The 12,742-nt window shown below is 47.2% G+C and carries 12 protein-coding genes; 4 read left to right on the top strand and 8 right to left on the bottom strand.

Translation table 11 applies throughout. The features are described 5' to 3' along the window. The first annotated feature begins 129 nt into the window (after positions 1-129). Together QUB61_RS19840 and thiS are read left to right on the top strand one after the other, a co-directional pair. The gene (locus QUB61_RS19840) at positions 130-1,212 is read left to right on the top strand and encodes a thiamine phosphate synthase (protein ID WP_333131866.1); all 1,083 of its coding nucleotides are present in this window, start codon (positions 130-132) and stop codon (positions 1,210-1,212) included. Between the two features lie 185 nt (positions 1,213-1,397). Continuing rightward, on the top strand, positions 1,398-1,610 hold the full coding sequence (gene thiS, locus QUB61_RS19835; protein WP_333131864.1) for a sulfur carrier protein ThiS: 213 nt from the start codon (positions 1,398-1,400) through the stop codon (positions 1,608-1,610). A gap of 458 nt (positions 1,611-2,068) precedes the next feature. Here the strand turns inward: thiS and rpmA are convergent, their stop codons facing one another. Together rpmA and rplU are read right to left on the bottom strand one after the other, a co-directional pair. Continuing rightward, positions 2,069-2,368, bottom strand: a complete 300-nt coding sequence (gene rpmA, locus QUB61_RS19830; RefSeq protein WP_333131862.1) for a 50S ribosomal protein L27 — start codon at positions 2,366-2,368, stop codon at positions 2,069-2,071. 27 nt (positions 2,369-2,395) lie between these two features. Then, a complete protein-coding gene (gene rplU / locus QUB61_RS19825) occupies positions 2,396-2,788 on the bottom strand; it encodes a 50S ribosomal protein L21 (RefSeq protein ID WP_333131860.1) in 393 nt (130 codons plus the stop codon). A 297-nt stretch (positions 2,789-3,085) separates the two neighbouring features. On the opposite strand from rplU, the gene QUB61_RS19820 reads away from it, so the two are divergent. Continuing rightward, on the top strand, positions 3,086-6,364 hold the full coding sequence (locus QUB61_RS19820) for a pentapeptide repeat-containing protein (RefSeq protein WP_333131858.1): 3,279 nt from the start codon (positions 3,086-3,088) through the stop codon (positions 6,362-6,364). 150 nt (positions 6,365-6,514) lie between these two features. On the opposite strand, the gene QUB61_RS19815 is transcribed toward QUB61_RS19820, so the two are convergent. From QUB61_RS19815 to glpK, 4 genes are all read right to left on the bottom strand, one after another. Then, positions 6,515-6,730 carry a hypothetical protein gene (locus QUB61_RS19815; RefSeq protein WP_332958130.1) on the bottom strand — a complete coding sequence of 72 codons (216 nt, stop codon included), beginning with the start codon at positions 6,728-6,730 and terminating at the stop codon, positions 6,515-6,517. Positions 6,731-7,066: 336 nt separating this feature from the next. Next, positions 7,067-7,567, bottom strand: a complete 501-nt coding sequence (locus QUB61_RS19810; protein WP_333131856.1) for a DUF3122 domain-containing protein — start codon at positions 7,565-7,567, stop codon at positions 7,067-7,069. 359 nt (positions 7,568-7,926) lie between these two features. Continuing rightward, complete coding sequence (locus QUB61_RS19805) at positions 7,927-8,298, bottom strand: c-type cytochrome (RefSeq protein ID WP_333131854.1); 372 nt, start codon at positions 8,296-8,298, stop codon at positions 7,927-7,929. 74 nt (positions 8,299-8,372) lie between these two features. Continuing rightward, on the bottom strand, positions 8,373-9,860 hold the full coding sequence (gene glpK / locus QUB61_RS19800) for a glycerol kinase GlpK (protein ID WP_333131852.1): 1,488 nt from the start codon (positions 9,858-9,860) through the stop codon (positions 8,373-8,375). A gap of 100 nt (positions 9,861-9,960) precedes the next feature. Between glpK and QUB61_RS19795 the strand changes: the two genes are divergently transcribed. Then, on the top strand, positions 9,961-10,545 hold the full coding sequence (locus QUB61_RS19795) for an endonuclease dU (RefSeq protein ID WP_333131851.1): 585 nt from the start codon (positions 9,961-9,963) through the stop codon (positions 10,543-10,545). 379 nt (positions 10,546-10,924) lie between these two features. Here the strand turns inward: QUB61_RS19795 and QUB61_RS19790 are convergent, their stop codons facing one another. Continuing rightward, positions 10,925-12,127 carry a hypothetical protein gene (locus tag QUB61_RS19790; protein WP_333131849.1) on the bottom strand — a complete coding sequence of 401 codons (1,203 nt, stop codon included), beginning with the start codon at positions 12,125-12,127 and terminating at the stop codon, positions 10,925-10,927. A gap of 133 nt (positions 12,128-12,260) precedes the next feature. Next, on the bottom strand, positions 12,261-12,455 hold the full coding sequence (locus tag QUB61_RS19785) for a hypothetical protein (protein WP_333131847.1): 195 nt from the start codon (positions 12,453-12,455) through the stop codon (positions 12,261-12,263). Between the last annotated feature and the right edge of the window lie 287 nt (positions 12,456-12,742).

The following is a 12,742-nucleotide window of genomic DNA, read 5'->3' as shown; positions in this document are numbered from 1 at the left end:
GCGTGGGATAGAAGCGGTACTTAAAGGCTCTCTGTGTCATGTCTCACATTATAGCAATTATTCCGTGAGATATGTAGCTTCTAATGTAAAGCCGTGCTTCTAGCACGGGGTTTCCACCCACAATTTTCGATGACCGACAAACAAAACAGAACTTTACCTGCACAGCCAGCTCTCTGCCGGATTTTAGATGCAAATCTAGATCGATCGCGCGAAGGGTTGAGAATTATTGAAGAATGGTGCAGGTTTGGTCTCAACAGCGCCGATTTAGCTGGCGAGTGCAAGCAACTGCGTCAAGAATTGGCTGCTTGGCACGTCGCAGAACTTCGCAGTGCTAGGGATACGCCGGCAGATCCGGGTACGGAGTTGACTCACCCGCAGGAAGAGGAGCGTTCGAGCATTCAGCAGCTACTGGAGGCGAATTTCTCTCGGGTGGAAGAAGCTCTGCGGGTACTCGAAGAGTATGGCAAAGTTTACGATCGAAATATGGGCGCGGCTTTTAAGCAGATGCGCTATCGGGTTTATACTCTCGAAAGCAATTTGCTGGCTTATCGGCGCTACCAGCAGTTACTTCGATCGCAGTTATACCTTGTAACTTCGCCGAGAGACAACTTGTTGGGAGTCGTGGAAGCTGCTTTGCAAGGCGGACTGACTTTGGTGCAGTACCGCGACAAAACCTCAGAGGAGGGCGTAAAATTGGCCACCGTGCGCCAGCTTTGCGAACTTTGTCACCGCTACGATGCTTTGCTGATTGTGAACGATCGCGTGGATTTGGCGCTCGCAGCGGATGCCGACGGCGTACACTTAGGACAGCAAGATTGGCCTGTGGCGGAAGCGCGCAAGTTGCTCGGCCCGGGACGCATCATCGGTCGTTCGACTACGAATGCCCAGGAAATGCAGCGAGCCGTTGAAGAGGGAGCAGATTATATTGGAGTTGGGCCCGTTTACCCCACTCCTACTAAACCTGATAAACAGGCTGCGGGTTTGAAATATGTGCAATATGCTGCTGCTAAGTCGCCGATTCCTTGGTTTGCGATCGGCGGAATTGATATCAACAACCTCGATGAAGTATTGGATGCCGGAGCTCCAAGGGTTGCGGCAGTACGCGCGATTATGGAAGCAGAACAGCCTACTTTAGTCACGCAGTTTTTCATCTCGCAGTTGATTCGGATGCAGAATCTGAAAGCTCAGAAAGCTTTGCACGGCAAAAGCTAGGTTTAAGTAAGCTAGGACTTACACACCGGTAGTCAAAAACCGGGTTTTTTTGCGAGAAGACGCCATGCAGCCCGCAAATTCGGTAAAAACCCGGTTTCTCTGGTAAAAGTGCATCTAGGACGGTTCTTGAAAAAATCGGGCATCTAACTAATAACTAATAACTAATAACCAATAAGTAGTAACTAATGATCACTCAAATTCTGCTGCAAGTTAACGGAGAAAGCCGCAGGTGTGCGACCGGCACACCGTTACCAGAATTACTCAAACAATTGGGATTAAACCCGCGCTTGGTGGCTGTGGAGTACAACGGCGAAATTCTGCACAAACAATTTTGGGCAACTACACAAATACAAGAGGGCGACATCTTAGAAGTTGTCACAATTGTCGGAGGAGGCTAACCGATTCGTAGTGAGGACTTCAGTCCTTACTCGTTACCAGGCATAGCCTGGTAATGCTAATCCGGAGGCTCTGCCTCCCTAATCCTGTGTCGAGGCAGAGCCTCTAGATATGGGTTCCAAGGCTCTGCCTTGGAACCAGTTAAAATAAGTTCTTCAGTCCTCTTTAGAGGACTTTAGCTTTGAGGGAGGGGTTTCAACCCCTGCCGGACTATCGGTTTTACGTTAAGTTGTCAGGAACCGACAGAACCTAGGAACTAGGAAACAAATTGCAAAAAGCTCTGCCTCCTGTAAGTTTCTAATAACATAGAAAATGAGGAGGCAGAGCCTCGCTTATATGCGTTCCCAGGCAGAGCCTAGGAACGAGGAAATCTTGTCCCCCCCTTATTAAGGGGGGCTAGGGGGGATCGAGACTTTGAGACAAACAAAAGAGACTTAAGAAACGCCCCAAAATATCGCAACTAAACTGCGACAGCTTCAGGCGCGGCTTGGGCCACAGGTGCTGCTACAACAGGATAAATGCTGACTTTCTTGCGAGTTTTGCCTTTTCTTTCAAAAGTCACCACACCGTCAATCATGGCAAACAGAGTATCATCTCTGCCGATACCAACATTATTACCGGGGTGAACTTTAGTGCCGCGCTGACGGATCAAAATGTTGCCAGCTTTGACAACTTGACCGCCGTACTTTTTGACACCCAGACGCTGGGAATTAGAGTCGCGTCCGTTACGCGTGCTGCCTGTACCTTTCTTGTGAGCCATAATATCCTCAACTGTATTTACTATTTTTTATTCTGATGCAGTTTCGGCGGTTTGGGGGGTTTCCACAACTGCTGCAGTTAAGTCTCTGGCTGCTAAGACTGTACCGTTGACGCTGATGGAGTCAATCATAAAGCGAGTTGTTTCTTGACGGTGGCCTTTTTTCTTCCGAGTTTTCTTTTTCGGCTTCATCTTGTAGACGAGGACTTTGCGGCCCCGGAAATGCCGCAGAACCGTTCCTTCTACAGTGGCATTTTCTAGTAGAGGCTGACCGATATGAACCTCGCCTTCGTGCTGGATCAGAAATACTTTGTCTATGGTGACTTTGGATTCAGCTTCAACGTGAAGCAGTTCGATGTCGTAGAAGCGGCCTGGTTCTACCCGAAATTGTTTGCCGCCGGTTTCAATGATTGCGTAAGTCATGGGATGGTGGTTGAAATTGCCGTACAGGTAGCTGATGAGTCTTTGGTCATTGGTCGTTGTGGACTTTTGACTGCTGACTGCTCTCCAGCTTTTGGAATGTCTTAACCTGATCCGAGCCGGATTTAGACAGACAATCTACTATTATTGCGGATTGTTGGAGTTTTGTCAAGGTAAAAGAGACTTAATCTTTTCTAATTGTTAGTTTGAGAACAGATTTGTGGCGACGAACTACGGAATGCTTACAGAGTTAAATGTAGATTTTCTCAGATTCTCTCTTCTGAAATAGGGCAGGTAAAAATGGCAAATCGCATCGTGGAATTCTTAAAGACTGATATCAAAGAACTGTGTTCCGCCGAAGCAGCGGAGGGAATCGGAGAAGCTGGGAAAACAGCCGCCGAAGTGGCAAAAATGTTCAAAGAACAAGGGCTGGACAATAGCAATTTGCTGCTAGAGGTTTTGAACTCTCCCTTAGCTCAAGTTGTGGGAACTGGATTGCCATTTATCGGGATGGCGGCGAAACTGCTGGCGTTTTTCATTGAAAAAACTCAACAGCAGCCGACTTTAGCTGAGTGCATTTTCCTCGTCAGTCAGGCGGCTTATCTGGAAAGTTTTAAGGATTTTCTTGGACAAGACGAGAGTCTGTTAAATCGCATCGGGCAAACTCCGGTTTCTGATGGAGTTAAGCAGTTGCTTAAAAAATTAGCGGATTTGGAATTGAGCGATAAAGCAGCCAAAGAAACTGTTATTTGCTTCCGGGATTCGATATTAGCCACGGAATTTAACCTAGTGCTATCACAGCGGCTGCAACAAGCCGGACTAAATGCCGATGAAGCTCAAATTTTGACAAAGAGAGTTGCTGCTAATACTCACCGCTATTTAATCGAAGCTTGGGCAGTTTCCGGCGAAGCAATGAAATATCTTGGCCAGCCTTCTATCAGCGAATGGCGGGAGGAACAGGAGAAATATCAAAGCATTGACAAATACCTGCAAGAACAGATTGCCTCTCTACCCCTAGAACCTGTATTTGCAGAAAATTTCTCATTCAAGGATATCTACGTGCCTCTGAAGGCAAAGCCAATTGATGTAAATGGTGAGGTTAATCAGCGTGCCCTAGCATTTGATTTAGAAACTTGGGCAAAGCAATTGCTTGCAGATGAAAATAAACAAAATCGGGTGATGTTTGTCGAAGCAGGGCCCGGACGCGGTAAAAGCGTTTTTTGTCGGATGTTTGCTGACTGGGTGCGACAACATTTGCATCCAATTTGGACGCCTGTGTTAATTCGACTGCGAGATATTCCCACATTGCAAAAAAGTTTTCGAGACACGCTAAAAGAAGCTGTTAATACTGGTTTTGCTAGCGATGACGGTTGGTTGACAGATAGAAACACGCGATATTTGTTTTTCTTGGATGGCTTTGACGAGTTGCTGATGGAGGGGAGAAGTAGCGGCGGTTTAGAGCAATTTCTCAAGCAAGTAGGGCAATTTCAGCGGGATTGTCAGCAGAGTTCGGAAATGGGACACCGGGTTTTGATTACTGGCAGAACTTTAGCTTTGCAAGGGATTGAAAGGCAAATGCCAGATAACCTGGATCGAGTCGAAATTCAGGTGATAGATGACGGACTACAGCAACAGTGGTTGAGGAAGTGGAAAGCCCAATTTGGGGCGGAAAAAACCTCAGCTTTTCAGCAGTTTTTGCAAGATAAATGCTGTCCAGACAATGTAAAATCAGAACTGTCGCGAGAACCGCTATTGCTTTATCTGTTAGCGGCGATGCACCGGGACGAAACCTTGAAAATTGAGGATTTTCAAGGAACTAACAGCACTCAAGCAAAAGTTTTGATTTACAACCAAGCTGTGAATTGGGTACTCACAAAACAGCGGTCTAAATTGCTCAATCGCAATTTGACCGAAATGGAAACAGAGGAGTTGCGGCGCATCCTTACAGAAGCAGCGTTGTGCGTGGTGCAGTCGGGAGGGGAATGCGCTCCTGTAGGGATGATTGAGCAACGATTGAAAGCAGATAACTCGGTTAAAGCATTACTTGAAAAAGCACGAGAACGGATTAACGATCATCCTCTGAGAAATGCTTTGGCTGTTTTTTATCTTCAGCAAGGCAGCAAAGAAGGTTCTGTAGAGTTTGTACACAAGAGTTTTGGTGAATTTCTGTGTGCGGAACGGTTGAAAGAAAGTCTTGAAGAGTGGGCGGAACCGGGAAAGAAAGGTAGAGGGTTTAATACTAAAGACTCTGATATGGACTGGGAAATTTATGATTTGTTGGGTTATGGAGGGCTGAAGCGAGAGATTGTGGAATATTTGATGGGGTTGTTAACAACTCCGGCTGGTGCAGGGGAAACAAGTCTGTTTCGCCCTGTGGAGTTATTCCAGCGTCTGGAAGATTTTTATCTGCGGTGGTGCGAGGGGGAATTTATTGATATGCTGCCGGAAAGCTTGCCTCAAAAGAAGATGCGCCTACTGCGAGATCAATTGAGAACCTCAACATTGGGGCAGCGACAAATAGATATTTACGCTGGTTTGAATGCGATGATTTTGCTGTTGGAGTTGCACCGTTACGGTCAGGAGAAAGATGAATTAAAAGACAAAATAATGTTTTATCCCTGTGGGACACCTAATGCTGAAGGTAAACTTGACGATGCAAGTCGGTTGTTGCGTCTCATTGGTTATAGCTGTTGTATTGGGGATTCTGGCTTTCTCCAAACAGTTGGGAGATTTCTCAGCGGCGTAAGCCTCACTAGGGCAGACCTCAGTGGCGCAGACCTCATTGGCGCAAACCTCATTGGCGCAAACCTCAGCGGCGCAGACCTCATTGGCGCAAACCTCAGCAGGGCAAACCTCAGCAGGGCAAACCTCAGCAGCGCAAACCTCAGTGGCGCAAACCTCAGTGGCGCAAACTTCAGCCGCGCAAACCTCAGCAGGGCAAACCTCAGCGACGCAAACCTCCTCAGCAACGCAAACCTCAGCGACGCAAACCTCAGCAGCGCAAACCTCAGCCGCGCAGACCTCATTGGCGCAGACCTCATTGGCGCAAAGCTCAGCAGCGCAAACCTCAGCCGCGCAAACCTCAACTGCGGAAAGCTCATTGGCGCAGACCTCATTGGCGCAAACCTCAGCCGCGCAAACCTCAGCGGCGCAAACCTCAGCGGCGCAAACCTCATCGGCGCAAACCTCAGCGGCGCAAACCTCATCGGCGCAAACCTCAGCGGCACAAACCTCGGCGGCGCAAACCTCAGCGGCGCAAACCTCAGCGGCGCAGACCTCAGCGGCGCAAACCTCAGCAGCGCAAACCTCAGCAGCGCAAACTTCAGCCGCGTAAACTTCAGCCGCGCAAACCTCAGCGGCGCAAACCTCAGCGACGCAAACCTCAGCGGCGTAAACCTCAGGGGCGCAAACCTCAGCAGCGCAAACCTCAGCGGCGCAAACCTCAGCGACGCAAACCTCAGCGATCGCACTTTTGGCGATTTCAAATGGGATGAAAATACAAAGTGGGAGAATGTTCGAGGTTTGGATACAGCCGTTGATGTTCCAGAAGCGTTAAGGCGACAGCTAGGAATGCAGTAGAAACCTTTTTCCTGGCTTGGCATATCATTTTTATGAACAGGCAAGATGCCTGTTCCACAAAGAGTGAATTTTCTTCTTGTGGGGTGGGCATCTTGCCCGCCCGAAAGACCGATCGATCTTATTCTCTGCAAAAGGTCGATCGAACTCAATTCAAGCAATCGCAGAACATTTGCGCGATCGCAACAATTCCAAAGCTTGCTGTTTTACCCTACCTTCCATCACCTCTTTTTGCAAAGTAATAAAAGCGTCAAAATCTTCTAAACCGTACTTAGTCATCTGCAACTGCTGCCGCAACAGTTCTTCTGCCTCAACCGTTAAATAACCAGTTGCCAAAGCTTTTCGGACAATTTTACAAATTAAAGTCATAGTCCATTCACCCTGAAGACGTACACGTTCAAACAATCGAGTTCTGTCATTAGACAGACCCCGCTTTGAGTTTATTTCCTAATTACCCTTCACCTACGTTAAATTTACCTTAATTCATATTTAAATGTAGTTACTTTTGATACATATTTGATACATACATGAAACTGTAGCGATTTTAAATGTACAGTGCGATTAAATTGATCTATTTACTTTGGGGCTGACCACATTATTGTTCAAGTATGTTAAATCTACCTTAAGGCATAATTTAAACATAGCGATTTGTAACATTTGAAACTGTATGGATTTTAAGTGTAGAGTACGATTAAATTGGTAGATTTAGTTGGTATCTAATAACAGCCGCCATTCTCTGACAGCAAAAGGAGGAACCAGCAATTTTGTTTCATTTTGATTTTTCAAGGGCAAATTCAACAGCAAAGGTCGATTACTTTCCACTTGTGAAATTATTGATTTGAAATCGTATTCTCCGACATTAATTGGCAAATCCGACTCGCTCCAAATATCATTTGCCTTGCCAAGTTCCAGCTTTCCGGCAGCAACTTTCAGCGGCGCAGGGTGCTGCAATTCTGTGCCTGGGAACCCTACTAATCTGAGGTTTAAAGAGTTGACTACTCCCGACTTTACTCGCTTGTACAAAACAACTTGCCATGCTTTATCGTCTGTATCGCGCAGGCTTTGTACCGAGCGGAACATTACTCTGTCGGCTGTTTCTGGATATTTGTGAATCGACGCGAAAGCGGGCGCGCTAACCGCGAGGATTAGATACAAGCACAAGCTAATAATAGTTAAAGTTTTACGCCAAGAATAATGTCTTTTCAATTTGCGATCCTCCGATGATTTACATTTACAGCATTTTTTAGGTAAGTGAGGTACACAGCAAATATAGAGGACACGGCAGTGCCGTTTCCCTACAGCGATCGCTTGATGAGTGTACTTTATCAACGTGGAATCTGCTGTATTCTACTCGTTACCAGGCAGAGCCTGGTAATGCAGATCCCGAGGCTCTGCCTCGATTGTAGCAGGCGAGGCAGAGCCTCGGGACATTGATTCCCAGGCGTTTAGCCTGGGAACCAGTTACCCCGGTTCTCCGAAAAATATTGGTTGAGTAACTAGGAAGACAGGAAGAAACAGGGTTGATGAGGCACGATTGCGCAAGTCCTAAATAATCTACCGAGGTACTATTTCCAATCGGTTTCGGCTTGGGATAGCACGTAAGCTGAAACATCGATAATTTGTTGTTCCGACAAACGATCTTTGTAAGCGGGCATAATACCTTTGCCGTTAGTTACTAAGTTGGAAATGTTGGCGATGGAATCCATGCCGTATTTTTTTAATGCTTTTTGTTTCAAGTTTTTGCCGCGCCTGATAATGTTGCCGCCGTTGATGTGACAGCCTGCACAGTTGGCGCTGAAAACTTCGGCTGCCGTTGTGGGATTTGTAGCTGTATCTGCGAGGGCGATTTGGGAATTAGTGGCGATTTCTACAAATGCCAGTGTCAGTATCAATAGAAAGGCGGTGAGAATTTTTTTTAAGTTCTTTAGCGAAATCATTTATTTGCAACTTGAAAAATAGTGCTGGATTTAAGGATATCACTAAATACGCATTTTCGGGTTAACTCAGCGATTTATTCTTCCCAATCGAATGTGCGGGAAACTGCTTTTTTCCAAAAGCGATATTTTTGCTCGCGAAGTGCGATCGGCATTTTCGGTTCCCAAATAAAATCCACCGCCCAATTGTCCCGCAATTGGGCTAGCTGACTCCAAAAACCCACCGCCAAACCGGCAGCATAAGCCGCACCGAGTGCAGTTGTTTCTGCTACCACAGGCCGCACCACAGGCACTCCCAAAACATCGCTCTGAAACTGCATCAGCGTGTGATTTACCACCATACCTCCGTCTACCTTTAAAGACAAAAGCTGCACAGCAGAATCCTGATTCATCGCATCCAATACTTCTCGCGTTTGCCACGCGGTAGCTTCCAATACTGCGCGGGCAATGTGTGCCTTAGTCGCGTAGCGAGTTAAACCTGCAATTACTCCCCGGGCGCTGTCTTTCCAATAGGGCGCGTAGAGTCCAGAAAAGGCCGGGACAACGTAAACTCCGCCGCTATCTTCGACTGTATTTGCTAATGTTTCTACTTCCGCAGATGTGTTGATGATGCCCAAATTGTCCCGCAGCCACTGCACTAAAGCCCCGGCGATCGCAATACTGCCTTCCAAAGCATACACAGCGGGCGATTCCCCCATCTTGTAGGCGACTGTTGTCAGTAATCCTTGCTTTGAAGGGACGATCGCCTCACCAGTATTCAGCAGCATAAAACAGCCCGTACCGTAAGTATTTTTCGCCTCCCCGGTACTGAAACAAGTTTGCCCGACGAGAGCGGCTTGCTGATCGCCCAAAGCAGCAGCAATCGGAACACCTGCAAGCAATCCTTTTGCAGTTCCAAAAACTTGACTCGAAGGGCGAATTTCTGGCAGCATCTGGCGGGGAATTGCCATTATTTGCAAAGTTTCGGCATCCCAATCAAGGGTTTGCAAATCCATCAGCATCGTGCGGCTGGCGTTGGTAACATCGGTAATGTGCGCGCCGCCAGTCAGGTGCCAAATCAGAAAAGTATCGACATTGCCAAAAATCGCATCCCCTCGATCTGCAGCTTCCCGCAATCCTGGAATATTGTCCAGCATCCACTTAATTTTTGGCCCGCTGAAATAAGTAGCCAGTGGCAAACCGCATCGTTCTCGAAATCGATCTTTGCCCTCAACTTCAGCTAATTTATCGCAAAGAAAGCGAGTGCGGGTATCTTGCCAAACAATCGCATTACCGTAAGGTTTGCCAGTTTTTCTGTCCCAAACAATTGTAGTTTCGCGCTGGTTGGTAATACCGAGTGCAGCAATATTTTTGGGGTCGATATTGCCGATTTCGAGGGCATTTTTAATCACGCTTTGGGTGCGCTGCCAAATTTCCTCGGGATTGTGTTCAACCCATCCTGGTTGCGGATAGATTTGCTGGTGTTCTTGTTGGTTGCTGCAAATTATCTGTCCCTGGCGATCGAATACGATAAATCGCGTGCTGGTGGTTCCTTGGTCGATCGCTGCTACGTATTTTTTTGCCAATTGTCTAAAATATTTTTAGTAATGAGGTCTTTAACGTATATGATACTATATCTAGAATTCAAATTAATGTCAAAAACTTTAGCTTACGGAATTCCCCAAGTTGAAACTGGCAGATTTGCTGAGGCTCGATCGCACAATTAAGGTTATTGGCTTTGACGACGCTCCGTTTTCTCGTAAAAGCGGCAGTCTAGTGTCGATCGCGGGCATAGTCTGCGGGGGAACTCGATTTGAAGGAATGGTGTGGGGACAAGTCCTCCCAGACGGATTAGATGCCACAGATGCTATTTCTGGGCTACTCCTCGGAGGCAAATTTCTGCCGCAATTGCATCTCGTTTTGCTAGACGGAATTGCTTTCGGCGGCTTCAATATTATTGACCTTCCGGAGTTAGCATCGCGGCTGCAAATTCCTTGCGTTGCTGTCATGCGCCGCCAACCAGATTTAGCTGCTGTTGAAAAAGCCCTCCGCCATTTACCCGACTCGGAATACCGTTTAGAATTGTTGCGCCGCGCTGGTATAATTTACGCTTTTGAACCTTTCTTTTTTCAAGTGTGCGGCGAACAACCAGAAGTAATAGCGAGGGTGCTCCAGCGTTTGACAGACACTGGTAAAGTTCCTGAAGCTTTGCGTTTGGCTCATTTGATTGGTGCGGCTGTAATTACTGGAGTTAGCGGCAGTTCTGCTTGAATTATTGTTAAGAACGGGCTCTTCGGCCCGTTCCACAAAGAGTAAATTTTCTTGTGGGGTGGGCCGGAGATCCTGTTAAGAACGGGCTCTTCGGCCCGTTCCACAAAGAGTAAATTTTCTTGTGGGGTGGGCCGAAGATCCTGTTAAGAACGGGCTCTTCGGCCCGTTCCACAAAGAGTAAATTTTCTTGTGGGGTGGGCATCCTGCCCGCCCGTTCCACAAAGAGTAAATTTCTTGTGGGGTGGGCATCCTGCCCGCCCATGAAAGGCTTATTGACGCCCGTTCCACAAAGAGGAAATTTTCTTGTGGGGTGGGCATCCTGCCCGCCCGTGAAAGGTTTATTGACAATGGTGCAATATCTCAGTTTGTACTCGCTTACTTACACAATCTCGCCGTCAATTTCACCGAATTCGATTTTAGTTCCCACCGCCAAAGTCAGGGTAGTTTCAGGTTCTACCATTTTTAGATCGCCTTGAATGTCTGTAGCCCACCAAGCGCGATCGCACAAATTTGTCAATTGCAACGAAAACTCGTCACTCGATCGAGAATTGACAGTAGCGACAACACCGTTAGAGGCGGTAGCTGTTAAACTCGGTATATCAGAGGTGAATAGTTGAGTTCCCGCAGTCAGAGGAATAACTCGACTGCCTAATCTCAGAAAAAATCGACCGCTGGTAAAAGAATCGGCTGCCGATTTTTCCGATCTAATAGTAGGCGGAACCTGAACAGAAGTTGCAGCGGGCAAGTCAGAGTTTCCTACTGTAATTGTACAGTTGCCAATTTTCTTTTGGTCGCCCGATCGCAAATAACTCACCGCCCCGCTATCAACATTCTCGCAAACAATTTGACCGGCTTCCAATTGAAACCGCATCGCCAAGGGCGAAACATTAGGAATGCAGATAATAGACAAATTTTCATCACTGCCAAAAGTGATCGGTTCCGAACCCAGAGTGAGAGTGCGATTTGCTCCGGTATCGTAACTAATTACCAGCCAAGCTTTGTTGAACAAAGTTTCGGCTACAACCAACATGATGCCAATCCAAAAACCGATCGCAGCACAGCCAGCTAAACGGCCCGCCGTACCGGATAGACTGTAAGCAAACAGAATAAACAAACAGCCGCCCAACACACCCCCAACCCCGCCGCCTCCCATGCCGCGAAGCGATCCCAAATTAGGAATCCGCTGTGCAAGTCCAAATCCTAACAAACTGCCAGCTATTCCCCAGCAAATTACTCGCAATAATTCGTTGTCTCCCCCGCCAATCCCGCTGTAAATAGCTTCGGCGATCGCCCCAGAAATGACTCCTGCTATTAAACCAAACAATCCGCCATTTTTTAAAGCCTGTTTAATTTGAGGCTTGCCTTTGATATAGTAATAATAGCCCAACATGATAGCAGTAGCAATGCCACAGCCTACCAACCCAAACCAGCTAGCTGTGGACAATACACTATCAGAAAAAGATGCCGAACCAGTGAGTCGCTGCATGAAAGGTTCGGTGATTAGATTGCCGGCGAAACCGCCGACTGCACCGCTAATGCCAAACTGCAAAGCTTTTTTAAGGGCTGATAGATTTCTTTTCACAGCGCACCAAATTAAAAGTGAGAGTCAAATCTAGCTACAAGCTCGAAAGTCACGATTTCCGACGATCTGATATCTGGCACTACGATCCAGAACAGGCTTCCCTAGCCTGTTCCACAAACACAAAGAGTGAGTTTTATTGTGGGGAGTAGGGGTTGGGCCCTCCTAGCGGGCCCGTCCAAGACTTATTGAGAATTGTGCAAGATGTGAGACGATCGCACATCTGGCCCCTGTCTCCCCGCTGTCTCCCCCCATGTCCGGCTTCCCTCCCTCTCAGGGCCAAGTCTTTGAACCTCGCCTCGTCGCCCGTTACCACTCCCTCGCGAGGCATAGATCGCCTGCAACCCTTGCTGCGAGATAATTATACCTAGTTTTTTATCTGTGAAATTTTAACTGAGAAGACCCCAGCGGGGGCCCAAAAATGAAAAGGAATATTACAAACTATTACAGTAACACTCAGAATGTGAACATAATGCCTCAAAATACTTGCGAGAGGTAGTTGTGTCAGAGGAGCAATATCCTTACTAACTGCCGGACAGTCACTCGATCGCCACTAAGTGGTCTGCTGCAATCTCGATCGTAAATTAAAGATCGCATCAGTCATTTGTGGTATTGTAA

The sequence above is a fragment of the Microcoleus sp. C2D2 genome (genome assembly GCF_036702495.1).
Taxonomy (GTDB): domain Bacteria; phylum Cyanobacteriota; class Cyanobacteriia; order Cyanobacteriales; family Microcoleaceae; genus Microcoleus.
Note: the sequence above shows the minus strand (reverse complement) of the source record. Positions and strands in the feature narration are given on the sequence as shown.